This is a genomic window from Algoriphagus locisalis (assembly GCF_900116615.1).
Taxonomy (GTDB): domain Bacteria; phylum Bacteroidota; class Bacteroidia; order Cytophagales; family Cyclobacteriaceae; genus Algoriphagus; species Algoriphagus locisalis.
In genome coordinates this window covers 479,869-505,763 of record NZ_FPBF01000001.1, presented here as the reverse complement: position 1 = coordinate 505,763, position 25,895 = coordinate 479,869, and the positions used below count along the sequence as shown (strand labels likewise).

The window sequence follows — 25,895 nt, the reverse complement described above, 5'->3', positions numbered from 1 at the left end:
CAGAATAAATTTAAATTAAACTTAAAAAAAATGAGCATTCATAGATATCCTAATTTTTCAAGAGTAGGATCTAAAATGTAGGATACTTTATCAATAAACTTATTATTTAACCACTTATTAGAATTATTTGATTTTATTATATTCTCAGCATATAATATAGTTTCATTAGAATTAGATAATTTACAAACTTTAAATATTTCATTCAAATGTTTACAAGGATCAGACAATAGATCTTCATATCTGATATTTATAACTCTATTTTGATCAATTTTAGATAGATCATTAATAGAAGTCTCTGTAGATTCTCTCCATTGGTATGCACAAGCCTCTTCAATAGACTTATTTAAATATGTTATTATAGAAGGACTCATTGGACCCCACATCCTGAGTTCATTAGGATAAAATTGTTGAATAACAAATTGTTTTACAAAGTGAAATAAATAATATGGAAAATCTATTAATGGGAATTCATTAAAAGAAAGCCTTCTTTCATACGCAGATGTATCATGTTTAAATGTCCACTTTTTATATGCAGATATTGTAACATCTCTACCATCTCTAATAATATTTATATAAATAGCATTAGGAAAAATTGAATCAATAAAAGGAATTCTAAAACAATTACTAGGAGTTTTTTCTATAAATCGAGATTTTTTGCACTTTTTCAAAAAAAGATTAAATCTGTTATATATAAATTTCCTTATATCATCATCAACATCATCTTTAAATCTATAATCATTCAAAATATTTGGAGATTTGTATTTCCATATATATTTAGGTTCTATCCAATAAGCTAAATCGTGATGTTTACTTAAAATATCACCTAACAGAGTAGTACCACTTCTTGCGGCTCCAATTAAAAATATAGGTCTATCAAGCATAAAGTAATTGTATAAATTTGGATTCAAATTCCTTTTCGGAAAAACGTTTATTAAAGGAATCTCTAGCATTAAGTGATAAATATTCGATGATTTCATAATTTACAAGGCCCCTCATAATATTTAATAATTGATTATGATCTCTCTTCTCAAATAAATAACCATTGTATCCATCTTCAATCATTTCAGGAATAGTAGCATGATAAGTGGAAACTACAGGTATACCTAAACTGAAAGATTCTAGTATACTTAAAGGTTGCGATTCAACGGGATAGTATGTTGGGAAAATAAATACATCCATTTCAACTAATAATTTTTTCACATCCAAACGATCACTTAATCCTTCATGAACAAAGATACAATTACTTCTAGAAGATTTAGTTACCTTATTTAGAAATTCACTTTTACTTCGATCATCAAACCAAAACCCAATAAAATGAAGTTCAAATTTATCAAAAACATCAATATCCAACAGTTCATATGAATCAAATAAATCCAAATAACCTTTAGAAATTATAAAATTACTTAAAAAGAATAACTTGATTTTTCCTGAATTTTCAAAATTCTTCTTCCTCAAACAACTAACCTCTTTAAATTCATTATCTGAAATTGAAAATTCCGAAGAAATGGTATTCATCAGATACTTAATTTTATAATCATATTTAGATCCTAGGAAATTAACTTGCTTGCCTTGAAAAATAATAGTAGTAACTCTTTCCAGGTTATACTTTAACATAAGATTAAATGGAAAATTTAAAAATTCCAATCCAAAATTTCCAGAGTGAACATGACTAATCAATTTAACATTTGAGAACAAACTAATAATAAATATCGAGAAAAAATCTCTTACGCACCCTAACTTAGAAGAAGAAAATACCATATACACAAATCGTGGCTTAACTAATATTAAAAATTTAACCAATAAAAAATAATTGGATATAAATGTAAAAAATTTCTTAACTATAGTACTTGAGGAAGTGTTAATTTTAAAACAAACAAAACGTGGATCATTATAAAGTAAATCCCAAACTTTTTGTGTAACAATAGTTTGTCCAGTAATAGGTTTTGGAAAAGAAGTATAAAATAAAATCTTATCTTTCATAAGGTAAATTATAAATTGATAAAACTTTATTCATATAAGTGATATCAGAGTCAGAAAACAATTCTTTAAAATTAAATTCTTTATTTGATGAAACAAAAGAGAACTCTTTAGAAAATTTTCCTTTATCTGTCATACCTAACTTTGACTCTACATTTTTAACATTTGATGCCTTAGAATTATTATAAGATTGGATTATAATATCATTTGGTACTTCAATTTTTAAAAAATCTAATAATCTATTGAATTGACATATAGGATCTTCCTTTAAATCTTCATATTTAATTAACAACTTTATATAAGGTTTCCAAGAAATAAAATGTTTAGCCAACGCTTCAACGCCGAATTTTGGGTCCCTCAGAAACTCAGAAAAAGTCCCTTTAAATCTAGGATTAGTTTTACCCAACTCATATCTGTAATATGAGATCATTACATCAAATGGATCTCTTAGAATATAAACTATGTCATTTTTAGAAAAAAACCAAAAATATTTTGAATGTGTTTTTACTAATCGAGATATTTCAGGAAACTTCCACTTGTAATAATCTAAATTAGAATAGCCCAATTCAGGCATATTGGAATCCAAAGTATAAAAAGAAATGATATCATCTTGTTCAAGTCTACCAGGGTAAATACGATTAGCCAAATGAAGATAGAAAAATCTAATCCAAGTATTTCCTGATTTCGGGAAAGAAACTAACCAAACGTCTGTCTTGCGCCTTATCTGCAACAAGCCTGTAAAATAATTTATCACTTTAAGTACCATCTTATTTTAACCAATTTTTCTTAATCAATTCCTTCTGAGAAATCGAAATTATATCATTGGGTAACGATAATATATCTTGAATGTGACTAGAATAAAAATCTGTTAAATAAAAACTATCTTTTATTAAATCATTTTTTGTTCTCATGTTAACTTTAATTGATTGATTAATTAAATCCACTAGTTTAGAAATAACCTTTGAATTTGGGAATTTATTTTCTAAGTATATTGATAATTGATTAAATGAATTTCGTTTTGGAGCAGTATCAATACTATGAGAGACGAAATTAGTATCAACACCCAAAAAGGAGTAAATATTAGACATAACTGTTTGTGGACTATTTTCAATTTCATCAAATAAAACAATTTTCAATTGATGGGATGAAAAAAATTCCAAGTACCGACAAATTTGATCATAATAAATCCCCCTACTAAGAATATCAGTAGAACTTCTTCCAATACTATACATTTCAATCTCACGGTTAAAAAAAGTAGAAATATTATCACTAATATCTATTTTCCCTTTTCTAAGATACCAAAAAAAAGCTGAAATTGCCCGTTCTTGAGGATTTCTAAGACTTAATATCAATTTTACATTTGGGAATTTTTCTTTTAATATTTCAGCAGAGGTAGAATCAAAAATGTATTCTACTGAAACATCTCCAGAAACTTTACCCTCAATATTTGGTATTAAAGATAAATACCAATCATCACCTCTTGCCTTCCACAATTCACCCCCTAAATATTCAATTTCTTTCTTTTTAATAGGAACTGAAATTTCAGGATGATCCGAAAGACATTGATACAACCAAGAAGTAGCTCCTTTTTGAACTCCAATAACTAGAAAATCGACAGATTTATTCATTCTCAAAATGATTAATAAATTTTTGAATTACAAATTCATGATTAGGTAAATTTTTAGCAAATATTCTGGCCTTCCGGCTAACTTCATTTCTAAAATAACTTGAATCAACTAACTCACCAAAACTAGTTAAATAATCCTTAGGTTCATCAGCAACCAACAATTCTTCCCCAAATTTTATTGATGGAAAAGTTGCTGCTGCTCGGGAAGTTGTAATAACTGGTACCCCAGCACAAAATGAATCTAGAATTCTATTAATTAAACCAGTACCATGAAATGTAGGAACTACAGCAATATCAATGGATTTATATAAATCAGAAAGGTTATCTACAAAGCCTAAAATTTCAAGATTATGAACATTTTTTAAAAAATCAGGTAAAGAACCATCAGATTTGCCAACTATAATTAAACGTAAATTTGGAAAGGCTTTTATTATTAATGGCCAGACTTTCGAAACAAACCACTTAGTCTCATTAATCCGGCCACCGTTGATTTGAGACATTAACAAAACAGTATTTACATTAATTCTATCATAATTTAATTCAAATAGTTCATTCTTAACTGAATTAGCCCCTACTATAACAGAAAATCTTCTTGAAATGTAATGCAAGTTAAAAAGTTTTTCTATCTTATTTTCTTCATGTAAAGTTTGGACATGAACAAAATCATATTTATTCAAAATTTTTGGTTCTTGAAAACCCATTAGAAAACTTCGTAAGAATTGAAAAAATTTGGTAGAATCCCAAATCTTAGTTCTCCAAATCTCAATCCAACCTTCTCGATACATAAAAGTCTTAACATCATTTAGCCCCAAAATGCTTTTATTATAATGAATAATATTTTTCAACAAAATTGAAGACAAATATATAGGACTAACCCATACAAAATCGAACCTACTACCTTTGTAGTAATTACGGATAGAGTTCGAATCAAACTTCCAAAAAGTAAATCCAGGATACTTAAAGAAATCGATCTCTTTAATGGATTGGAATACTGAAACATCATAAAACCCAACAGACAACAAGTAATTAATATCTTCAACTAAAGGTTTGTCATTTTTATAAATAATACAAATATGAATTCTATAGATTTTGATAAAACTACTAAACAAGAGAAAAATTGGTAATTGCTTTCCATTTTTTGGAGGAAATGGAATAGAATCAGTTACAAGTAAAATATTTTTCAATTCAATTTGACTTTAGTGAGAATAAATGAGATATAAATATATACTATTGTTAAAACAATTTTAATTATTAATAAACCAATTAACCTATCAAAATTTCCAGACATAAAAGAATGAATTAAAAAATAACTGAATATATAAAAAAATATAATTTTCAAATCGTCATCGAAAATTCTAGATAACAATAAATAAATAAAAGAAATGAAAATACCATATCCAAAGACAGCAAATTCAACAAATGTACTATTACCGATTAAAAGAGATCCAAAAACACCTAAAGCTCCACCAAATAAGTGATCCATATCAAAACCAAAAACATAAACAGAAACAGCTTTACCAGTCCCGATTGAATCAGTAAATTTCCCAAAAGGAATAATATAATCCACGACTCTAACTAAAGTTTGCTGAAGACCATAGACATCAGACATCACCTCATCTACACCATTAGTCACAAAGTTTTTTGATAAAATGTATCCATCCAAACCTATAAATCTTGACGAAATAGAATCTAGTATAATAATGAAATTATTAGAATCAATATAATCAGAAACATAAACTACAAAATCAAATAAATTAGAAGGATTTTGAAATTTAATTACTGCCGAAACTGCAAAACTAATAACAAGGATAATAAAAATTGAAATTGAAAGTTTGAGGAATTTAAAAACGTTAAACTTATAATTAAATAAAATTGACACTATAATAAAACAAAATAATAATAAAAGTATAAATAGCTTACTACCGGTCAATAATATACTTAAAGACATAAGTCCGACAAGGGATATTATTCTTATCCAGTTCTTTTTGGCAAAATCAGGATACTTAACATATAATAAGACAGCATAAATAAAAATTAAATCTTCAGGAATGAATCTTAGTAGGAATACTAACGGTGTTGAAACTTCTTCACCTTTTACTCCAGCATTAAAAATTATATATAAAATTAATTTTATAAAAATAAGTGTAAAAAAAATATATGTTAAAGAATTAAAATATAGCAAAGGCCAAGACCTTTTAGCAAATGAGAATTTAAACTCAACTATATTTATGATTTTTTTAAGGGAATAATAAGATAACATAAAACCTATTGAAAAAATAGTAAAGAAAATGAAAACATCAAATAATGAAGTAATAATATCCAATCTATTCGGATAGTAATCTGTAAAAAAGGCAAACATAAAAAATTCTGGAAATATCGACAGAATTATTCCTCTTACAAAATATGAAATCAAAAAAGCAAACAATACAACTACGTAACCTCTCTTAACAATAGGATTATTTATTGGAATATTATCAAAAAAAATATAAGCAAGGAATACAAAGAAATATATTAAAGAAACCTTTACATTATAGAAAAGAAAAACAAAAGATGAAATTAGAAAGAAAAACAGCGAATATGATCTTATATTAAGCTTCATATTTAATTTTAAATAGTAATAAAATAGAGAGCCTCAAACCAATCAATTCCATAAATCAATAGGAAAACTCTTTAATAGATTATTTTGAAGAGTGGAAAGATTTGGAATTGGGGGCATAATCTTAGTCATATTTATTGCTTCATCAATAGAATTGGCAATAAGTATATCAAAACGATCAGTACTGTAGTAATAATCTCTATATTTAAACATATCCTTATCTATTGAGGAAAGTAATATAGCCGGAACTCCATATGCCTCAGCAATAATAATACCATGTAATGAACCGGAAATGACAAGTCTAGAATTTGCAACTCTATTAATAAAAGTCTTCCAATCAGAAGTTAATGTGCTAATCATGTTTCCTTTATACCTAAAATCAATCTCATCTTCTTTACTATAATGAGGAATAATTAAAAAATCTTGGATTTCGTATTTTTCAGGAATATAAAAAAGAGGTAATAATAGTGCAGGATCTCCAAATATATTTGGACATTTATAGCCATACCTCTCGACCATTTTCATGGTCAGTGGACCTCTAACTGCCCTAATATCTAACTTAACACCTGGGCCCACTTCTCTATCTTCATCATGTACGCCACTACCCCATACAACCATATCTGACTTTGCAGCATGTATGATTGAGCCGATACCGAAAAGTCGAATTGTTCTTTTTACACGACTATCATCTAGTGAATATTGATTTTTGATAAAGTTGAACACAACAAAGGAAAGTAAGTCCCCTACATTATCTACTCTTTTAAATTTGTAATAATATAGATTAACAGTATTTCTTTTGATAGGTCGTGAAACATCACCCCAAATGAAATTTCTCCACAAAAAACATGAAATTATTCTTTTTAAGTTCCTTAACATATATTTTTAAATATTCTTTGGTCTCCTATTTCTACCATTTAAATCTAAAAGATAGAATTTATTTGCTGCTATTTGTAATTGAATTGATTCTTTAGTTCTGATGGTTTTTAGAATTTTAGCTGGGTTTCCTCCAACTAAAACACCCGGAGGAACATCTTTGGTAACTACAGAACCCATAGCCACTATAGATCCTTCTCCGATAGTCACACCAGGAACAATCATAGCTCCCCAACCAATCCAACATCCTGAGCCAATAATGACTCTTCTTTTAATATCATCAAATCCATAAGGAAGTAATTCTGAATTAGAATAATCATGACTACTTGAAAGAATCACAACTTTTGGTCCTAATATGCTACCTTTCTTTATATCAATCCCTCCCTCTCCATCAAGATGGCAAAAAGGGCCTATCCGAACAAAATCCTGTAAGGATATATTTTTATGAAAATTGAATCTTGCCGTTGGATCTATAAAATTGGGTCTAGTCAACTTAAGCAGATGCACTTTTTGCCGCCTTCTTAGAATATATAAATATATCTTCTTAAACATTTTGATTCTCTTTTCTTAATGAAAGTAGCACAACTATAAATTGGCAAAATATCGATAGGAAATGTGAAATAAGTAGGGAAATAGCAGCTCCAATTGCTTCTAGTTCTCTTATTAAAAAAAAAGAGAAAACCAGAGAAAACAACCCAAATAATAGAGTGATTTTAAAAAAAACTTTTTCTTTTCTCATAGAAAGCAAAAACTGATTATTAATTAATGCAACACCATAAATAGATATCCATACATAGAGAACATTAAGTATTGGAATTGCGTCAATATATTCATCACCTAAAAAATTATAAATAATATATGGTGTTAAAAAATACAATGGTATTACAATTAAAACACTTAAAGTAAAAGAAAATGCTGTAAACTTAACTAAAGACCTAAATATATCATTTCCATTTCTTTCCTTGGTTATTGAGGCAATATTGGGAGTGACTAGCCTTAGAACTTGACTTTGCATAAGCCTAACTAGTGTTATTATCTGAAATGCAATCCCATAGTATGCCAGTTGTTTTGGACCTGAAATTTTTTGCAAAATTATTTGATTAAATTGTGTCATGCATAAATTACCTATAGATGCGTACCATACCCAACAATTATCTCTCAAAATTCTATTTACCTCATTTAATAATAGCTTAATGTTAAATTGAATATTATAAATTACATATTTGAACTCAATACAAAAAACAATTAGTCTTGATACAACTAAAGCGATAACTACAAATAAAATAGACCTGTTTTCATCATGTACATTCCAAATAGTAAGTAGTATAAAAAAAAGAAATAATAATCTGCCAATCACTGCATAAAAAGCATGAAGACTCATTTTTCCTTTAAAATCAAACCAACCTGCAAAGGATAGCCCTTGGATACAACCTGAAAACGCGCAAAGTAATATAATAATTGAAGCTTCTGTCGTAAAGATTGAAAAAAGAAATAAGTAAATTGCTATTGCTAATAAACCTAAACTAGCTATGACAAGCCAAATGATAAATGCAGATGATAATGTCTCAGAGGGCCTTCCTATTTGAATTAAATCTCGAACAATAGTTTTCTCAGTTCCATATTGCATCACAACTAAAAGTGTGTTTGCAAAGACTAATCCAAGAGTATAATGTCCATAGCTTTCAGGCCCTAAAGATCTAGCTAGTAAAAAAGAAACTACAAAAGAAATAATTGCTTGAAAATAGCTAAGCGAACTAAACTTAAGAATGTTCTTTAGTCCATATACCTTATACGATTCTTCCACTAAAATATAATTTGTGTTAGTACCTATTCAAAGAATTATAAGTTATTTCTGATTTCACTCTTCATCATATCTTCTACCAGACCTTCCAGGTCGTATTCCGGAATCCAGCCTAGTTGAGTTTTGGATTTGGTAGGGTCGCCTAGGAGAAGATCGACTTCGGTTGGACGGAAGTAAGTGGGGTCGACGCGAATAATCTCTTTGTTTAAAAGTTTAAGGGTTAAAGGTTTAATGGCCTCACCCGTTGCTTCTAGGTATTTTTGCTCATCTACTGACACCAAAATCCCCACTTCGTTGACTCCTTCTCCCTCCCAGCGGATGGTGAATCCTACGTGCGCAAAGGACATTTGGACGAAGTCCCGTACTTTGGTGGTTTTGCCCGTTGCTATCACAAAATCATCTGGTTTGTTTTGCTGAAGTATTAACCACATGGCTTCTACATAATCCTTGGCGTGGCCCCAATCTCGGAGGGCATTCATATTACCCAGGTAGAGGCAATCTTGCTTACCCAATGCTATGGCAGCAGTGGCCATAGTGATCTTCCTCGTCACAAAGGTTTCCCCTCTTCTAGGAGACTCATGGTTGAATAATATCCCGTTGCAGGCAAACATATTATAGGCTTCCCGGTAATTTTTAGTGATCCAGAAACCATAGATTTTTGCAGCTCCATAGGGAGATCTAGGATAGAAGGGAGAACTCTCGTCGTAGAAGCCTGCGGCATTTTTGTTTTCCGGCATTCCCCCATATAACTCCGAGGTAGAGGCCTGGTAAATTCTGGTTTTCTTTTCCAGCCCCAATATTCTAACCGCTTCCAAAATTCTTAGCGTACCGATTCCATCCACATTGGCCACATATTCAGGCGAATCAAAAGAAACCTTGACATGAGACATTGCCCCTAAGTTGTAGATCTCATCCGGCTGCACCTCTTGGATGATACGAATAATATTCGTAGAATCAGTTAGGTCACCGTAATGCAATTTAAAATTCACATGGTTCTCATGTTGATCCTGATACAAGTGATCTATACGCTGGGTATTAAAAGAAGAGGCTCTTCTCTTAATTCCATGCACCATATATCCCTTCTCCAAAAGTAGTTCGGCTAAGTATGAGCCGTCTTGGCCGGTAATGCCGGTGATGAGTGCGGTTTTCATATGTTTATCTGTTGGTCACAGAGAGCCACGGAGAAGACACCGAGGCCACTGTTTTTTTTTTAATTATAAAGATACTCGTTGGATGCCATCAATCATTTTAAGGACTTTGAAGTTGAGAATAAGGCCTCTTTTAAATCCTCCAAATTTCAAATAGGTCAAGATTTGGGCTAGGTGGATATCATTCAAATCTTCCACTGTTTTTGTTTCAATCACCAGCTCCTCATTCACTAAAAGATCTATTCGATACCCGTTTTCTACTAACAAATCTTTGTATTGAACAGCTACAGGTACTTCTCGTCTAGCTGAAAGTCCTCTTTTTTCTATTTCATATTGGAGACACTTTTGATAAGAAGATTCCAAAAGCCCTGGGCCCAAGTAACGATGTACTTCAATCGCAGCCCCTATAACTTGCTTTGTTAAAAGATCTTCTATCATTTTTTTGTCCCTGAGTTAAACCTAGAATATATTTAGTTTAATCTCTTCTTACACTCCGTGGTTCTCTGTGCATACCTCTGTGAAACTCTGTGTAATAAATTTGCGAGCCTGCGAGCTGTTATATTTTCACTTGCTTGAAGGTCTCCTGATTCTCTAGGAACCACTGATAGGTTCTCTTGATTCCTTCTTCTAAGCCCACTTTGGCTTTCCAGCCTGCATCAGTCATTTTGGAGACATCCATGAGTTTTCTTGGTGTACCATCGGGTTTGCTGGAGTCCCAGATGATTTCACCCGTATGGCCCACTGTTTTTTGAATTAATTCAGCCAAGTCTTTGATCGTCAAATCAACCCCGGTTCCTACGTTGTAGAGATTATCTTGGAATTGATTTTCCAGCGCAAATACTACTGCGTCTGCTAGGTCTTCCACGAAAAGGAATTCGCGCATTGGAGTTCCTGATCCCCACAGTTCGACAGGCTCACTGCAAGTAGACCCCTTCATTTCACCAGCAACTTTCGCCTCATGAAACTTACGGATCATGGCAGGCAATACATGGGAGGTGTTTAAATCAAAATTATCGTAAGTGCCATATAGGTTCGTAGGCATCAAGGAAATATAGTCCTTTCCAAACTGCTTTCTAATGGCTTCACAAGCTTTTACACCAGTGATTTTGGCGATGGCATACCACTCATTGGTGGTTTCCAAAGGACCCGTTAGCAGATATTCTTCCTTTAAGGGCTGAGGAGCTAGTTTAGGATAGATGCAGGAGGAGCCCAGAAAGATAAATTTCTGTACATCTGCTTTCAGAGAATAATCTATCAGGTTATTCTGAATCTGCATATTCTCCATTAAGAACTGATAGGGATAGTCATTGTTGGCCAAGATCCCTCCCACTCTGGCGGCCGCATCGATCACCACTTCCGGTTTTTCAGTTTCAAAAAAGTCAGATACCGCCACTTGATTTTTAAGATCCAGTTCAGCCGATGTCTTTCCTATTAAATTAGTATATCCTTTGGCTTCCAAGGCTCTCCAGATGGCTGAGCCTACCATACCGCGGTGGCCAGCTATATATATTTTAGTGTTTTTTTCCACAGAGATTCACAGAGTTAAATGGGAGATTCACAGAGACTATTTAGTTGACTTTAAAGAGAAACTCGCCGTATTCCGTTGACTAGGAGTTTTTCTCTGAAATTTATCAGAAGTCCTCGTTTATAGTTTCCAAATTTTAAATAGGTGAGTATTTGAGCCATATGAATATCATTGAGTTTTTCTACCGTTTTGGTTTCAATAACCAGTTCATTTTCAATTAACAAATCAATTCTATAGGCTTGGGTAATAGATAGTTCTTTATATTTAATTGGGAGTATGAGTTCTCTATCAACAAATAGCCCCAAGTTTGAAAGTTCATATGCTAAGCACTTTTGATAAGCTGATTCCAAAAGTCCTGGCCCAAGATGTCGATGAACTTCAATTGCTGCCCCAATTACTTTTTGAGTTAAAGGATCATTCATTTTTCGTCACAGAGATTCATTGAGTTTATGGGAATGACACAGAGATACACTGAGTTAATGGGAGATTCACAGAGACTTTTTATTTGATTATAACTTTAGAGAGACACTAAGTTAAAACAAAGCCGTACAGAGAATAACTATTTATTCCTTTACCTTATTATTTAAAGAGATAGATAATGAAATTATGGGAATCAAGTTTTTTATTTTTAACACTTAAATTTCCTCTGTGTCTCTCCGTGTCTGCTCTGTGTAGCTCTGTGGCTAACCAACCAACTCCGGTTTTTCCCTCTCCAGCCTCTCATACACCTTCTTTACATCTTGGGCATTATCTTTTTTGAGTACGAGAATGGCGTCGGGGGTTTGGATAAGTAAGGTGTTTTTTAGGCCTAGAAATTCGGTGTGAAGGGTTGTACCTATCACCATATTTCCTTTGGCATCTACCGGATGACCTTGCTTTTTGAAATGATCGTAAATGGATTCAAAGGAGCCCATGTCGGACCAAGCAAACTCTGAGGGAACCATCTTAATTTTATCCGTCTTCTCCATCACTGCATAATCCACCGAAATGGAAGGAATTTTCATGGAAAGGTCGAAATCCAGTTTGCCCTCCTTTGCATTTTCAAAAGCTATTTTAGAGGCATTATATACCTCAGGTTCGAAGGTCATTAATTCTTCCAGATACACTCCCGCTTTAAAACAGAACATTCCTGAATTCCAGAAGAAATTACCACTTTTGAGAAATGCCTCAGCAGTTTCCAGATTGGGCTTTTCGCGGAAGCCTTTCACCTTTTCTCCTTCCGCTTCTATATATCCAAAACCAGTTTCAGGTCTAGTAGGTTTTAATCCAAAAGTAACTATAGCACCTTCTTTTGCTAACTCAATAGCTCTAGCTACTGCTTGTTGGTATTTTTGACCTGACTTGATCAAATGATCTGAAGGAGTGACAAAGAGTATGTCCTCAGGCTGAGCAGCAATGGCAGCAAAGGCTATTGCAGCGGCCGTATTCCGGGGACAGGCTTCAATCACTTCCATATAGCCTGAAATATTCGAGTTAGCCAGATCCTTACGGGAAAGCTTATAATTATCGCAATTCCCAACTACCATTACCTGCTCACAAAAGGCTTTGTTTCTACTGATGGTATGCTGAAATAAGGTTTCTCCCTCAAAAATCGGGAGGTATTGCTTTGGCTGGGATTTTCTGGAAAGTGGCCAGAGCCTGGAGCCTACTCCGCCGGAAAGGATGACGTTGATGGTTTTCAAGAGAGTGGTTGGAAGGTTAAAGGTTAAAGGTTAAAGGTTAAAATGTTAAAAGTTAAAATGTTAAAAGTTAAAAGTTAAAAGGATATTCGTTAACTCTTAACTTTTTACAAAAGATCAGTATTCATGTGCCATTTGAGATCTCTCCCCTTGGTCGAGATGACAATTCCGTTACCCAAATGAGATCTCTTATACGCCACGGCGGATCGAGATGACCGTATTTGAGAACATCTTGAAATTAACTACCGATTGCATAGGTTTCAAAACCTAAGGTCTTCAGGTATTTTTTATCGTAGATATTCCTACCGTCGAAGATCACCTTGTTTTTCAATAGCTTACCCACTACATCCCAACTAGGAATTCGGAATTCTGACCATTCGGTCACCAATAATAACGCATCCGAATCCACCAAAGCATCATAGGCATCGCTGCAGTAAGTCACTTTGTCGAAGATGTAATGCTCTCTGGCTTCCTCCATAGCTATTGGATCATAAGCTCTCACCGTAGCTCCGGCTGCTCTTAATTCGTCAATGATCACTCCGGCAGGAGCTTCACGCATATCGTCGGTGTTAGGCTTGAAGCTCAAGCCCCACATCGCAAAAGTCATTCCTGTCAAATCCTCACCGAAGTGCGCCTTCACTTTCTTGGAAAGCACATATTTCTGATCATCATTCACATCCTCCACGGCCTGTAGCACCCGAAGGTCATAGCCGTATTGTTTCGCAGTTTTGATGATTGCTTTCACGTCCTTTGGAAAGCATGATCCTCCATAACCAACCCCTGGATAAATAAACTTATTCCCGATTCTTGGATCGGAACCTATACCTTTTCTCACCATATTGGCATCAGCGCCTACGAGTTCGCATAAGTTAGCCACGTCATTCATAAAGGAAATTTTGGTAGCCAGCATGGCATTAGCAGCATACTTGGTCATCTCTGCGGAAGGGATATCCATGTAGATAATCCGCTCTCCACTGAGTTGGAATGGCTTATAAAGGCGTTTCATGATCTCCTCTGCACGCTCATCATCCACTCCGATTACGATTCTATCTGGCTTCAGGAAATCCTCCACTGCTGCTCCTTCTTTCAGGAATTCAGGGTTGGATGCTACCGCAAAAGGGAGATCCGAGCCTCTTTTATCCAATGCTCCTTTGATCGCTGCCCGCACCTTTTCTCCCGTGGTAACCGGTACCGTACTTTTGGTGGCCACTACGATGTAATCGGTCATTTTTGCACCGATTTCATCAGCTACAGCCAGAACGTATTTCAGGTCTGCAGAGCCATCCTCACCTGGAGGTGTTCCCACGGCAATAAAGGCTACCGAGGCACCCTGTATGGCTTCACCCAGATCTGTACTGAATTTAAGTCTGCCGCTTTTGAAATTTCTCACAACAACCTCTTCCAGGCCTGGCTCATAGATTGGCATAATGCCTTCCTTGAGGTTATCTATTTTCTTCTGATCGATGTCCACACAGGTGACTTCGATCCCTACATTGGCGAAACAAGCGCCTGAAACCAGACCTACATAGCCAGTGCCTACAACTGCGATTTTCATGAAATAATGATGGAGGAACTCCTTTTAAATGTTGGAATAGTCTTATACAGCTTCGCCCTTTCAGTCCCATTATAGCCTAATAAAAAGAGTTCAAACAACCCCAGTTATCAGCCAAATGGTCTTAGCTGGTTATTATGGTCTGCATGGTTATTTATACACCAGATTGCAGAATATTCAAAAAAAACGGTTAAAAATTTCACTAGTGAAAATTATTAGCCCGTTCGCATCGCTTTCAGTGAACAAAGATAGGGAACTGAGTAGTTTTTGTACTCATTTTTTATCCTATTTCTCAGGGGAATTTTCATATACAGGATTCTGTATTTGATCCAAACCTGACTTCTTTGAGCTTCGACACTTTTACAAAAAACTGACCAGAGTATAAGTAGGTGGGTATTTGGGGGTTTTCAGTTAAGAACTTGCAGAAATTATCCACAAACTGTAGGGAGTAGGTGGGTAATTGGCAGTTGTCGGTTGGCAGTTGTCTGTTGACGGTTGTCTGTTGGGAGATCAAGTCAGTTTGGTGAAAAATCCCCCTAGCCCCATTTGATGATTTCTTTTTTCCAAAAGTAAACTAAAGGTGAAGGGGGAGTTTGATGAGTGGATGCTGTTTGGCATAGGTCAAATTGAGAATTGATGGCTGGTGGCGGTTAACGGTTTGGCGGTTGTCAGTTGGGAGATCAAGTCAGTTTGGTGAAAAATCCCCCTAGCCCCATTTGATGATTTCTCTTTTCCAAAAGTAAACTGATGATGAAGGGGGAGTTTGGTAAGTGGATGCCGTTTGGCTGTGGTCAAATTGAGAACGGTTGGCTGGTGGCGGTTTGCAGTTGGCGGTTAACGGTTTGGTGGTTGTCAGTTGGGAGATCAAGTCAGTTTGGTAAAAAATCCCCCTAGCCCCCTTTGATGATTTCTCTTTTCCAAAAGTAAACTGATGATGAAGGGGGAGTTTGGTGAGCGGATGCTCTTTGGCAGAGGTCAACTAGAGACCGGTTGGTTGGTGGCGGTTTGCAGTTGCCTGTAAAATCGGGAAATTTTGGGGTTGAAAGCGAGCAGTCTGAATACTGCAATTTTATAAGCACAAGACTGAAGTCTTTGCGCTAGATGGGTCTAGAACAGCTGGGTAGAACCCCAAAGGGGTTATTTGTAATAGCCTGGGGTGGAGACCTGAGGAACGAAGGGCGGAACCCTAGGTCAATGAAGACAAAAAGGCCATTTCCTCGGACATGAGAAATAGTGATAAGATGTAGGCTTGTCCCGAGGAGGTCAACAGCGTTTGTCAATTGTGGGATTAAAAATCCTACGATGGTGAATTCGGAATTACAAATTCCGAATAGCTGGGAACCCTAGGTTAAGAATAGATAAATTACCATTGCTCCTGCCTAGGAGTATTGCCTGGAAATTATTCTCGTTCTTTTGCCTTGACGCAAAAGAACTCCGCCTCGACGGACAGGCAAAAGGTCAAGACGCCAGCAAAGCTTCTTCCCGCAGATCCTCTGCCCGGCTCGCTGCTGCGTCTCTCCAGCGCGCCCTAACAATTAACCAGGTGCTAAATCTAAACGCTCAAGTGAAATGTGACAAATCCCCCTAGCCCCCTTTGATAATTTCTCTTTTCCAAAAGTAAACTGATGATGAAGGGGGAGTTTGGTAAGTGGATGCCGTTTGGCTGTGGTCAAATTGAGAACGGTTGGAAGTTGACGGGTGGAAGTTGGCTGTAAAACCGGAAATTTCGGGATTGAAAGTGAGCAGTCTGAAGACTGCATTTTTATAAGCACAAGACTGAAGTCTTGCGCTAGATGGGGTCTGAAGACTTGCGCTAGATGGGTCTTGCACTAGATGGGGTAAATTCGGAATTACAAATTCCGAATAGCCAAAAAAACCAAAAGCCGTTCGTGAGACACGAACGGCGGCTATAGTGTGACACGAAAGGCGGCTATAGAATGTCGAATGTTCAATGATGAATTATGAAGTCAATTCAACCAAATGCTGGGACTGCTCGCTGCGACTGAAGACTTACTTTCTTCTCAAAGCTCTTTTCCACCATGGCAACTGCACCTCTTCATGGTACCCATAGGAGTTATTTCCGTAGCCATAACCATAGCCATAACCGTAACCATAGCCATAGCCTTTGTCGATATGCACGTCGTTAAGGATACCGTAGATTTTAGACACTCCACCTTTTTCAACCAGGTTGTTCAAAATCTGAGAGTTGCCTTTCATAGAATAGCCCTGACGGAAAACAAAGAAACTGATATCTGCAAAGCCAAATAGCTCCTTGGTTTCAGATACCAATCCTACCGGAGGACAATCAAAAATCACCACATCATATTCTGCTTTGATTTCCTTGATGATTTCCCCAAACTTATCCTGAAGCAACAATTCAGCTGGGTTAGGAGGAATAGGACCGGAAAGGATCACATCCATATCCTTATGACCAGTAGGTTTAACCACGTCCCGCCAGGAAATATCTGAGCTAAGACAGGTACTCATTCCTTTGTCATTTACCAATCCAAAATCCTCAGCAATCTTAGGTTTACGAAGATCCAGGCCAATAAGTAAAGTCTTTTTACCCATCAAAGCATAGACTGAAGCCACATTGATAGAAACAAAGGTTTTTCCCTCTCCGGAGATAGAGGATGTAAAAAGTATGGTCAAATTATCTCTATGAGGACTCAAATAAGACATATCTGCCCTAAGAGATCTAAATGATTCTGTCACACTAGATCTAGGGTTATTCATTACAGGAATATTATCCTCAGAATTATTTCTACCTATCATTCCTATAAGTGGCACCTTGATCTGATTTTCCAGTTCCTTAGGGTCTTCAATTTTGGTATTTAGGAAATCCTTAATTGTGATAAAGCCTATTGGTAAAATAAGTCCCAGTATTAAGCCAATAAGCAAATTTAGACTTCTCTTTGGTGCTACCGGGAGTTGCCCGGACTTTGCAAAATCAAGGATACTATTCTTAGGCATATTTGCTGCCTTCGTGATTTCAGCCTCTGCTTTTTTCTGTAGCAAGTAAACGTAAATATTCTCGTTAATCGTAAACTGCCTCTGAATACCTATCAGGTTCCTTTCTGTCTCCGGAAGGGAATTAATATCTACCTCCAGCATACGGATCTGACCGTTTAAATCAGTTATTAAATTCTCTGTATTGCCCAAGGCTGAACTCACATTCTCCTGCAATTGCTTCTTGATGTTCTGAACACGCGTAGCATTCTCTCGTACCGAAGGATTTATATCAGTAAAATTAGCAGACAATCTCACCTGATCGGCTTGCAATTCACTGTAAGCTTGTACAAGAGAATTCAACAAAGGATCTGTAACCCCCATAACAGATGGAGCCATCATTTCCCCAGATTGATCGGAGGCAAGATAATCCTTCAATACCTTGTAGTACTTTAGTTTGATTTCAGCCTCTCCTTTTTCCTTTTCCAGTTCTTGTAACCTTTCGAACACAACAGAACCTTCTTCAGAAAGATTAAAAACCTTATTTTCTGTTCTATACTGCTGAAGCTTATTTTCAGAGAATCTCAGGGAGTCCGAAATTCCGGAAAGTTGCTCATTGATAAAGCGGACCGTATTTTCAGAAGCTCTGTTTTTCTCATCCAGCTCTCTAGCTAGGTACATCTCCATCAACTTATTGATGTAATCTTCACCCAATCGTCTCACTGGGGTTTCCAAACTCAAGGACAGAATTGAAGCCTGCTTATTGATAGGGGCAACTGCCAATTCCTCTCTATATTTCAGTGCAAGAGATGGAGTATCAACCAAATTGAAAAGAACAATATCTCCTGGTAATGCAGCTATTTGGTTGATGGTAAAAGTAAAATTCTCTCCTTGAATTTCTTCACCAAAACTATAAACAGACTTACTTAAGGTAGTTTCGTCTTCAGGTAAGATCTTATAATAAGGATCCTTAGGATTAAAAATTCTGAATTCATCATTTTCAATGCTTAATTCAAAGGAATCCTCATTCAAAACCTCCAATCTAAATTTCCCTCCTACCAACTGAGACTGGTTCCAATCTACAGTCACATGAATAGGAAGTTTTTCATAGATCTGAGACGTAGAAACAAAACCCTCCTTATAATATTGAACATTAAGGTTTAATTCAGTAACGGCTTCTTCCGCGAGAGAGAAAGACTTAATAATACCTATTTCATTTTCAATGTTACTTTTTCCTTGCAGCATTCCCAATCCTGAGGATTCAAAGAGATCTGTACCCAGGCTAGGTTTATCGTCCACTACCAAGATACTGGACTCGACTTTAAAAATATTAGTAGCGTAGCGGTTGAACAAAAAAGCTCCCAGTACACCTATAAACATACATGCTAGAATAAGCACCCAGTACTGCAGGTAATTAAATAAAAGCACTTTAAGATCGATTTCATCTTCCTTTTGTATCATAAAAGGATTCTGCCCTGAATTTGAAGGATTTGGGGTATTCGGGTACATAAATGCTTATTTGAGTAAGTTTAATATTAGGGCAACAGAAGAAATTCCTGCAAAAACAAGGGCCAAGGTCTGTGCTGTATTTTCACCTGTACCTGTTTCCCTAACTTTCATAGGTTCAATATAAAGTTGGTCATTGGGCTGGATAAAATAATAAGGAGAAGCTACGATCTGCCTATCCAATAAATTTATTCTATGTAATCTTGTCCCTTCAGGATACTGTCTGATTAATAATACCTCATCTCTTTTAGCTACAGTGGTCAAATCCCCAGCATTGGCAATTGCTTCAAAAATCGTCATTCTGTCCTGCAAAACCACATATTTACCAGGTCTCCTGAATTCGCCCAAAGCCGAATACCGCACTCCCCCCAGTTTAACTTTTACGTATAATTCGGACTTCACATACTCACGAAGTTTTTGTTCTACATCAATCCTTGCTTCATCCAAAGTTTTATCCCTAACATACACCTCTCCCACTATAGGAAGGCGGATATTTCCGTTCTCGTCAACTGAATATCCCGTCATATAATAAATATCACCACCACTTTGGGCCGAGACATTACCCATCTGAGAATTAGTCTGAGGAGGTTTATTGTTAAAGCCAAATTGCGTCATATCATCAACAGTCTGAATGTTTACGTCAATAATATCGTTGTATTGCAACTTGTATTCTGGAATTTTATAGGTGATCAACTCATCATCTTCTATTGGGGTATTTTCCTCCAAATTCTGCAGATAGATGATTTTCTCATTTGAGATGCAGCCAAAGGCCATGAAAAAAACCAGGGCAAACGACAGCCCCTTCAAGATGTTCCTCATATAGTAATTTTTTATTTTTTCTCTCAAAAACTGGGCAAACTTAAGCATTTAACCTTAAATCCAGAGATTTTTTAACACATTGGTAAAAAACGCCTGTGTTTTCTTAGGAAAAGTACTGCAGACCAATCTCACCAATTTCAGATTCAGCTGCAATTTTCTGGTTTTTAAAGGTTCTTTTGATAATATAAAGCTTTAGTTTTAATTTATTTGTTGATCCCTTAAAATATCAACAACTAGCCCCTACCCTGCTTCCTTAAGTTTAAATAAACGATGCAAAGTCCATGTCTGGACTAGGTGAAGATTTTATTAGGCATATACGCAATTCTACCAGTAGCCAAATTCCATTATATGATTATACGGAATGATGCCAGTAACCAATATTTCTCTGCTCAACCGGCCAGAAGACCCCTGCCCGACAGCAGGCGGGGATGACCGAAGACTCCCGCAGGAGCGGGACAGGCTAAAGTAACCTAAATTCTTAAGTTTAACTTATACTATGCTGCTTTTGTCTCCTTACTGGCAGAAAAGCGGATATACATATTCCATTAAGTTTCACCTGGACTTCGCTCGGTGTGACAGATTTATTTGAGGACACGGAAAAGGGGTCAGTCCGAGCGGAGTCGAGGACCTTTCGATTTCGAGACTCTCGTCTCTCAAGTGCTCAAGGTGACTACGTTTATGGTTCCAGAATAAACTTCTGTCATCCCCCTTTTTGTATGTTCGCAGAATATTTAAGACTCGGTGTGACAAAATCCACAATTCCCTCCGCCGCGTTGAAGGATATTATGAATCCTGAACCTTAAGCATTAATTAAAATTACATAGGTGAAGTTGAGCTGATATTCATAATTTCGAATGATGAATAGTGAATTTAGAATACTGAAGTACTAAAATGAGAGGAAAAGGGATCATACAATTGGCAGCAGTTTTAGGCGCGATTGCAGTGGGAATCGGAGCTTTCGGAGCTCACGGATTGAAGGATATATTAGCCGAAACAGGAAGAGTTGAGACTTTTGAAACTGGGGTGAAATACCATTTTTACCATTCCATTGCCATTTTTCTGATTGGAATTTTGGCTATAGTCAAACCCGAATGGAAAAAACTAAGCTTAGCAGCTTTGCTAATGGCAATAGGAATTCTGATTTTCTCCGGCTCCTTATATGTACTCTCTCTGACTGGAATCACCTGGCTTGGGGCAGTTACTCCTCTAGGGGGAGTAGCTTTTATTGCAGGCTGGATTTTGGTGGTTTTAGCAGTTTCAAAAAACTAAGCATGCGTAAACTGTTCACCGGACTACTCCTTATACTAAGCTTTAATTTAAGTCTTTTTGCGCAGCTCACCCGAGACCAATACTTAAAGCTGGAAAGCGCACTGGGAGAAGACAGCTTTTTCAATGGGCATTTGACAGGTTTTATGCTGTATGATTTGGATTCGCAGATGGTGCTCTACGAGAAAAACAGCCACCAGCGATTTATTCCTGCTTCCACTACCAAGCTTTTTACACTTTTTTCCTCTCTTGTCGTCCTAAACGATAGCACACAAACTTTGCGCTACGTCACAGATGGAAACACCATTAAAATCTGGGGATCCGGAGATCCAAGTTGGAAGTACAAAACTTTATATCAACCGGATTTTCAAGAATTTTTGGCTCCCTATGAAACTATTGTTTTTTCGGATGCCAATATGATGTCTCCGGCATTTGGTTACGGCTGGCAGTGGGATGATTATTATTACAACTATTCGGCGGAGCGCAGTTCCCTCCCAATTTATGGTAATTTGGTTAAGGTGAAAAAAGTGGGTAATGCTCCTACCGTCTTCCCTCCCAGTTTCCAAGCTGATGTATTCCCTACCAACCGTACGATTCGGGAATTGGAGCGGGATTTTCATTCAAACAAATTCTATTACAATCCAAATAACTTTCGAGCCCGGGAGGAATTCATCCCATTTATTACTTCCCCCGAACTCTTGATGCAACTTGCCTCAGATGTCACAGGCAAAAATTGGATTTACGAGCCAGACAGTTTACCCACACTCCATCAGGAATGGAGAGGGGCTCCGCTTTTCCCAATTCTCAAAGAAATGATGCTGGAGAGTGACAATTTCCTCGCAGAGCAACTGATGCTGATGGTTTCGGATCGGCTCTTCCAGCGCTTGGATACAGAGCGTGCCATCGAATACATGCTTAAAACATACCTGTATGACCTCCCCGACGAACCCCAATGGGTGGATGGATCCGGCTTGAGCAGGCATGATCTTTTCACCCCACGAACTATGGTGGCACTTTTCGAAAAGATCTATAGAATGCTACCAGATCAACAATTGTTTGAACTATTGCCCGCTGGCGGCAGAGCCGGAACATTGGAAAACAGCTATAAAGCTGAGCAACCCTACATTTTTGCAAAGACAGGCACCATGAGCAATAATCACAGTCTCGTTGGATTAGTGCGGGGGAAAAGTGGTCGCTACTACTGCTTTGCTTTTATGAATTCGAACTATCCATGGAAAGCTTCGGAAGTGAGAAGGGAGATGGAAAAGGTGATGGTGATGGTGAGAGAGATGGTTTGATGTCGGATTTGGGATTTGGGATTTGGGTTTTGGGATTTGAGGGAACCTCCAACTTTAATGGAAAGTATTTAAGCACTAATAAAACCTTCGAGGTTCTGAAAACCTCAAAGGTTAATCAAAGCCAGTATTCCTTTATTTAAATTTTTCTTTGCTTCTTGGCACCTTTGCGGGAGATATTTACAGCATAAACTTTGCGAAAAACTCAGTGCACTTTGCGGTAAAAAAACAACATGTGTTGCTAAAAAATAAAACCTTCGAGGTTCGAGAAACCTCAAAGGTTAATCAAACGCTCGCCGCTGCGCCGCCGCGAGAAAAATCAATTACTACCGCGCTCTCTACAAAAATCTCTGCGCCCACCGTGGTAAAAAAACAGCATCTGTTGCCTAAAAATAAAACCTTCGAGGTTCTGAAAACCTCAAAGGTTATCTAACGTTGCGCCGCCGCGTCGCCGCGAGAAAAATTAACTTAAAAATAAAAAAGCCTTATTTTCACGTCTTAGAATTAATACCCTTCACCCATGCAAAAACGAGCTTTCTTAAAATCACTCGGACTACTTTCAGCCTCACTCCCACTCGTAGCCTGGGATTCTGTCCATCCAGCATACGATCCCAAAACTCTTTTGCCGAAGGCGATCCAAAAAGGAGATACCGTAGGTTTGATTTCCCCTTCTGCTGCTACGGCGGACAGGATGCAGTTCACCTATGCCAAAGAAGCCTTGGAAGCACTGGGGTTTGAAGTAAAACTGGGAAAGAGCCTGATGAACCGGTATGGACACCTGGCAGGAACGGATGCTGAGCGAGCGGGAGACTTGAATGACATGTTTGCCGACAAAGATGTAAAAGCAATTGTGAGCATACGTGGGGGTTCGGGTGCTGCCAGAATCCTACCCTTAATAGATTACAAAGCCATATCTAAAAACCCCAAACCATTATTGGGCTATTCGGATATCACAGCTCTTCATTGCGCGATTCATGCCCAAACTGGCTTGATTACTTTTCATGGACCTATGGGATCTGGAAGTTGGAACAGCTTCAATGTGGCCCAATTTGAGAAGATATTCTTCAATCGGGAGAAAGTAACTTTTGAGAATATACATGCTGAAAGTGATGATTTAGTGGTTAAATCAAATCGTATTCAGACATTAAAAGGCGGAAAAGCAGAAGGGAAAATTCTGGGTGGAAACCTCACTGTTTTGACAGCGATCTCAGGTTCTCCCTATTATCCTGATTTCAAGGACGCTATACTTTTCATTGAAGATGTGGGAGAAGATCCATACAGAATGGACCGAATGATGAGCACGCTGAAACTTAATGGCACGCTAGACCAAATCAAGGGCTTTGTTTTTGGGCAATGTTCTGACTGTGAACCAGGTGGTGGATATGGTTCACTTACTTTGGATCAGGTGCTCGATGATTATATTTTACCATTGAATATTCCTGCATACTCTGGCGCGATGATTGGACATATTTCCAAGCAATTTATTATTCCAGTAGGAGGAAAAGTTGGGATTGATGCAGACCGGGGAACCATAAGCCTGCTTGAGTCCGTATTTCAGTAGGAACTAATCTACTTACTATGAAATCCGTAATATTCACCTTCGCCATTTTAGGCATACTTTCCTGTAACAGCACCAAAAATATGCAGCCAGACGATTCTGATAATCCTCAGACAGAAAACCCGACCGACAACAGTAACCAACTGAGCTATTTGGCACTTGGCGATAGTTATACTATTGGCGAGGGAGTCAACGATGCAGGACGATATCCAAGTCAATTGATCACTAAATTAAACACTGAAACTGATAAGAATTGGGCCACGCCCGAAGTGATTGCTCAAACAGGCTGGACAGTCGATGAGCTTGAAAGAGGGATCAATGCGGCTCAGATTGCAGGAAACACCTACGATTTGGTCACTTTATCAATTGGTGTGAATAATCAATACCGAGGCTATCCTATAGAAAAGTTCGAAGAGGAGTTTGAAACTATGCTTTTGAGGGCAATCAGCTTTGCTGCGATCAAATCCAATCATGTAGTTGTATTGTCAATCCCAGACTGGGGAGTTACTCCTTTTGCTGCGCAAAGTGGAAGAGATCAACTTAAGATTAAGGAAGAAATAGACGCTTACAATAGTATAAAGGCAGAAATCTGCGAAAAGCATGAGGTTACTTATATTGATATTACAGCTCAGTACAGGTCTCTAGGCGCTCAGCCAGACATGCTTGCCGCCGATGGCTTACATCCAAGTGCAAAAATGTATAGTCTGTGGACTGAAAAGCTGTTTGAAGAAGTGATGACGGTTTACTAGAGGATTATTTAGTAGCAACACGTAAGTAGTAAGACTTAAGTAGTAAGATATCAGAGGCTAGAACCAAGAGTCAAGAAGAAAAACTTAAGAAACCGAATATGTCCGAGGCTACACCAAAAAGGATGTCCTTAAGAAAAATATTGGGATCACATTGTGAGATTCGCCCGAATTAAAATCGGGACAGACAATGTGAGAATTAAAAGATAAATTGTAATCAAATGAAAACTATACTATTTCTACTCATCAGCACCATACTTGCTGTAGTCTCTTGCGAGCGTGACAATGAAGAGAACACAGAAATCTGGTGGATCAATTCTGCCAAAATGGACTGTGTGGGAACTGGTCCCATGTCCTGCTTGCAAATACAAAAGGGAACAGAGATTGATCCCGGAGCATGGGAGTTTTTTTACAGCTCCATTAAAGGCTTCGAATTTGAGCCTGGTAATATTTACCAAATCAAGGTAAAGGTAACAGACAAGCAGCAACCCATTCCCGCGGATGCTTCTTCTAAAACCTATGAACTAGTGGAAATCATGAGCAAAGAACCCGATCCGGCACTGCGACTTACAAACATTTGGAAGCTCATCAAAGTAGGTGAAATCGAAAACCCAACAGGATTCAAATCCAAAGAAGCCCTGACTTTCGAATTTAACGCATCCAAAAAAACCTATGTAGGTGACATGGGATGCAATTCAGTGCGTGGAGAGATCAAGGAAAACGATGGGAAAAACTTACTTCTCGGCCCTGGGGCAGCCACGATGATGGCTTGTCCTGATATGAGCGCTGAAAAAGCAATCTCTGAAGCGCTTATCAATACACGTGGATATACCATAGAAAACAACCAACTTTACCTGCTGAATGAGGATGGGGAAAGTCTGATGACTTTCCAAGCTGTAGATTAAAAAAATCATGATTGTCTTCAATTTTAGCTGCCATCGGAAACTTATTTTGCTGGCTGGCTGGACGACAGAAGAC

23 protein-coding genes are annotated in these 25,895 nt (G+C 36.9%); 6 read left to right on the top strand and 17 right to left on the bottom strand.

Going from position 1 to position 25,895, the window contains the following annotated elements; genetic code table 11:
- Nucleotides 1-38 precede the first annotated feature (38 nt).
- The 17 genes from BM386_RS02210 to BM386_RS02130 form a co-directional block, all read right to left on the bottom strand.
- Nucleotides 39-881, bottom strand: coding sequence for a sulfotransferase family protein (locus BM386_RS02210; protein WP_170857008.1), 843 nt, complete (start codon nt 879-881; stop codon nt 39-41).
- The gene (locus tag BM386_RS02205; protein ID WP_091691426.1) at nt 874-1,980 is read right to left on the bottom strand and encodes a glycosyltransferase; all 1,107 of its coding nucleotides are present in this window, start codon (nt 1,978-1,980) and stop codon (nt 874-876) included. Before BM386_RS02205 ends, BM386_RS02210 begins: the two co-directional genes overlap by 8 nt.
- Nucleotides 1,970-2,743, bottom strand: a complete 774-nt coding sequence (locus tag BM386_RS02200; protein ID WP_091691425.1) for a sulfotransferase domain-containing protein — start codon at nt 2,741-2,743, stop codon at nt 1,970-1,972. Before BM386_RS02200 ends, BM386_RS02205 begins: the two co-directional genes overlap by 11 nt.
- A gap of 1 nt (nt 2,744) precedes the next feature.
- Nucleotides 2,745-3,605, bottom strand: a complete 861-nt coding sequence (locus tag BM386_RS02195) for a sulfotransferase family protein (protein ID WP_091691424.1) — start codon at nt 3,603-3,605, stop codon at nt 2,745-2,747.
- On the bottom strand, nt 3,598-4,788 hold the full coding sequence (locus BM386_RS02190; protein ID WP_091691423.1) for a glycosyltransferase: 1,191 nt from the start codon (nt 4,786-4,788) through the stop codon (nt 3,598-3,600). Before BM386_RS02190 ends, BM386_RS02195 begins: the two co-directional genes overlap by 8 nt.
- Complete coding sequence (locus BM386_RS02185) at nt 4,785-6,203, bottom strand: hypothetical protein (RefSeq protein ID WP_091691422.1); 1,419 nt, start codon at nt 6,201-6,203, stop codon at nt 4,785-4,787. The genes BM386_RS02190 and BM386_RS02185 overlap by 4 nt, the downstream gene beginning before the upstream one ends.
- Before the next feature lie 42 nt (nt 6,204-6,245).
- The gene (locus BM386_RS02180) at nt 6,246-7,040 is read right to left on the bottom strand and encodes a polysaccharide pyruvyl transferase family protein (RefSeq protein ID WP_170857007.1); all 795 of its coding nucleotides are present in this window, start codon (nt 7,038-7,040) and stop codon (nt 6,246-6,248) included.
- A 42-nt stretch (nt 7,041-7,082) separates the two neighbouring features.
- The gene (locus BM386_RS02175) at nt 7,083-7,625 is read right to left on the bottom strand and encodes an acyltransferase (RefSeq protein ID WP_091691420.1); all 543 of its coding nucleotides are present in this window, start codon (nt 7,623-7,625) and stop codon (nt 7,083-7,085) included.
- Nucleotides 7,618-8,877 (bottom strand): oligosaccharide flippase family protein, encoded by a 1,260-nt coding sequence (locus tag BM386_RS02170; RefSeq protein WP_139235831.1) that lies wholly within the window; start codon nt 8,875-8,877, stop codon nt 7,618-7,620. Before BM386_RS02170 ends, BM386_RS02175 begins: the two co-directional genes overlap by 8 nt.
- Nucleotides 8,878-8,912: 35 nt before the next feature.
- Nucleotides 8,913-10,025 carry a GDP-mannose 4,6-dehydratase gene (gene gmd, locus BM386_RS02165; protein ID WP_091691418.1) on the bottom strand — a complete coding sequence of 371 codons (1,113 nt, stop codon included), beginning with the start codon at nt 10,023-10,025 and terminating at the stop codon, nt 8,913-8,915.
- A gap of 63 nt (nt 10,026-10,088) precedes the next feature.
- Entirely contained in the window at nt 10,089-10,460 is a 372-nt protein-coding gene (locus tag BM386_RS02160; RefSeq protein WP_091691417.1) for a GxxExxY protein, read from the bottom strand.
- A gap of 118 nt (nt 10,461-10,578) precedes the next feature.
- Entirely contained in the window at nt 10,579-11,550 is a 972-nt protein-coding gene (locus BM386_RS02155) for a GDP-L-fucose synthase family protein (RefSeq protein WP_091691416.1), read from the bottom strand.
- A gap of 50 nt (nt 11,551-11,600) precedes the next feature.
- Entirely contained in the window at nt 11,601-11,969 is a 369-nt protein-coding gene (locus BM386_RS02150) for a GxxExxY protein (RefSeq protein WP_091691415.1), read from the bottom strand.
- A gap of 261 nt (nt 11,970-12,230) precedes the next feature.
- Nucleotides 12,231-13,229, bottom strand: a complete 999-nt coding sequence (locus BM386_RS02145) for a mannose-1-phosphate guanylyltransferase (RefSeq protein WP_091691414.1) — start codon at nt 13,227-13,229, stop codon at nt 12,231-12,233.
- Nucleotides 13,230-13,464: 235 nt separating this feature from the next.
- Nucleotides 13,465-14,781, bottom strand: a complete 1,317-nt coding sequence (locus tag BM386_RS02140) for a UDP-glucose dehydrogenase family protein (protein ID WP_091691413.1) — start codon at nt 14,779-14,781, stop codon at nt 13,465-13,467.
- A gap of 2,007 nt (nt 14,782-16,788) precedes the next feature.
- On the bottom strand, nt 16,789-19,236 hold the full coding sequence (locus BM386_RS02135; protein WP_091691412.1) for a GumC family protein: 2,448 nt from the start codon (nt 19,234-19,236) through the stop codon (nt 16,789-16,791).
- Between the two features lie 6 nt (nt 19,237-19,242).
- Nucleotides 19,243-20,052, bottom strand: a complete 810-nt coding sequence (locus BM386_RS02130) for a polysaccharide biosynthesis/export family protein (protein WP_091691921.1) — start codon at nt 20,050-20,052, stop codon at nt 19,243-19,245.
- A gap of 891 nt (nt 20,053-20,943) precedes the next feature.
- On the opposite strand from BM386_RS02130, the gene BM386_RS02125 reads away from it, so the two are divergent.
- The 6 genes from BM386_RS02125 to BM386_RS02095 all read left to right on the top strand — a co-directional run bounded on the left by BM386_RS02125 (nt 20,944) and on the right by BM386_RS02095 (nt 25,822).
- On the top strand, nt 20,944-21,321 hold the full coding sequence (locus BM386_RS02125) for a DUF423 domain-containing protein (protein WP_091691411.1): 378 nt from the start codon (nt 20,944-20,946) through the stop codon (nt 21,319-21,321).
- A 2-nt stretch (nt 21,322-21,323) separates the two neighbouring features.
- On the top strand, nt 21,324-22,616 hold the full coding sequence (locus BM386_RS02120) for a D-alanyl-D-alanine carboxypeptidase (RefSeq protein ID WP_091691410.1): 1,293 nt from the start codon (nt 21,324-21,326) through the stop codon (nt 22,614-22,616).
- A gap of 148 nt (nt 22,617-22,764) precedes the next feature.
- Nucleotides 22,765-23,046: a hypothetical protein gene (locus BM386_RS02110; protein ID WP_091691408.1), complete on the top strand. Its 282-nt coding sequence runs from the start codon at nt 22,765-22,767 to the stop codon at nt 23,044-23,046.
- Nucleotides 23,047-23,133: 87 nt separating this feature from the next.
- Nucleotides 23,134-24,174 (top strand): S66 peptidase family protein, encoded by a 1,041-nt coding sequence (locus BM386_RS02105; RefSeq protein ID WP_091691407.1) that lies wholly within the window; start codon nt 23,134-23,136, stop codon nt 24,172-24,174.
- Nucleotides 24,175-24,191: 17 nt separating this feature from the next.
- Nucleotides 24,192-24,920, top strand: coding sequence for an SGNH/GDSL hydrolase family protein (locus tag BM386_RS02100; protein WP_211482874.1), 729 nt, complete (start codon nt 24,192-24,194; stop codon nt 24,918-24,920).
- A gap of 218 nt (nt 24,921-25,138) precedes the next feature.
- Nucleotides 25,139-25,822: a DUF4377 domain-containing protein gene (locus tag BM386_RS02095; RefSeq protein ID WP_091691406.1), complete on the top strand. Its 684-nt coding sequence runs from the start codon at nt 25,139-25,141 to the stop codon at nt 25,820-25,822.
- Nucleotides 25,823-25,895 lie beyond the last annotated feature (73 nt).

What these genes read in the sequence shown, in the direction of transcription:
- BM386_RS02210 (WP_170857008.1), bottom strand. Translation starts at nt 881, where the DNA reads ATGCTTGATAGACCTATATTTTTAATTGGAGCCGCAAGAAGTGGTACT.
- BM386_RS02205 (WP_091691426.1), bottom strand. Translation starts at nt 1,980, where the DNA reads ATGAAAGATAAGATTTTATTTTATACTTCTTTTCCAAAACCTATTACT.
- BM386_RS02200 (WP_091691425.1), bottom strand. Translation starts at nt 2,743, where the DNA reads ATGGTACTTAAAGTGATAAATTATTTTACAGGCTTGTTGCAGATAAGG.
- BM386_RS02195 (WP_091691424.1), bottom strand. Translation starts at nt 3,605, where the DNA reads ATGAATAAATCTGTCGATTTTCTAGTTATTGGAGTTCAAAAAGGAGCT.
- BM386_RS02185 (WP_091691422.1), bottom strand. Translation starts at nt 6,203, where the DNA reads ATGAAGCTTAATATAAGATCATATTCGCTGTTTTTCTTTCTAATTTCA.
- BM386_RS02175 (WP_091691420.1), bottom strand. Translation starts at nt 7,625, where the DNA reads ATGTTTAAGAAGATATATTTATATATTCTAAGAAGGCGGCAAAAAGTG.
- gmd (WP_091691418.1), bottom strand. Translation starts at nt 10,025, where the DNA reads ATGAAAACCGCACTCATCACCGGCATTACCGGCCAAGACGGCTCATAC.
- BM386_RS02160 (WP_091691417.1), bottom strand. Translation starts at nt 10,460, where the DNA reads ATGATAGAAGATCTTTTAACAAAGCAAGTTATAGGGGCTGCGATTGAA.
- BM386_RS02150 (WP_091691415.1), bottom strand. Translation starts at nt 11,969, where the DNA reads ATGAATGATCCTTTAACTCAAAAAGTAATTGGGGCAGCAATTGAAGTT.
- BM386_RS02140 (WP_091691413.1), bottom strand. Translation starts at nt 14,781, where the DNA reads ATGAAAATCGCAGTTGTAGGCACTGGCTATGTAGGTCTGGTTTCAGGC.
- BM386_RS02135 (WP_091691412.1), bottom strand. Translation starts at nt 19,236, where the DNA reads ATGTACCCGAATACCCCAAATCCTTCAAATTCAGGGCAGAATCCTTTT.
- BM386_RS02130 (WP_091691921.1), bottom strand. Translation starts at nt 20,052, where the DNA reads ATGAGGAACATCTTGAAGGGGCTGTCGTTTGCCCTGGTTTTTTTCATG.
- BM386_RS02125 (WP_091691411.1), top strand. Translation starts at nt 20,944, where the DNA reads ATGAGAGGAAAAGGGATCATACAATTGGCAGCAGTTTTAGGCGCGATT.
- BM386_RS02120 (WP_091691410.1), top strand. Translation starts at nt 21,324, where the DNA reads ATGCGTAAACTGTTCACCGGACTACTCCTTATACTAAGCTTTAATTTA.
- BM386_RS02105 (WP_091691407.1), top strand. Translation starts at nt 23,134, where the DNA reads ATGCAAAAACGAGCTTTCTTAAAATCACTCGGACTACTTTCAGCCTCA.
- BM386_RS02100 (WP_211482874.1), top strand. Translation starts at nt 24,192, where the DNA reads ATGAAATCCGTAATATTCACCTTCGCCATTTTAGGCATACTTTCCTGT.
- BM386_RS02095 (WP_091691406.1), top strand. Translation starts at nt 25,139, where the DNA reads ATGAAAACTATACTATTTCTACTCATCAGCACCATACTTGCTGTAGTC.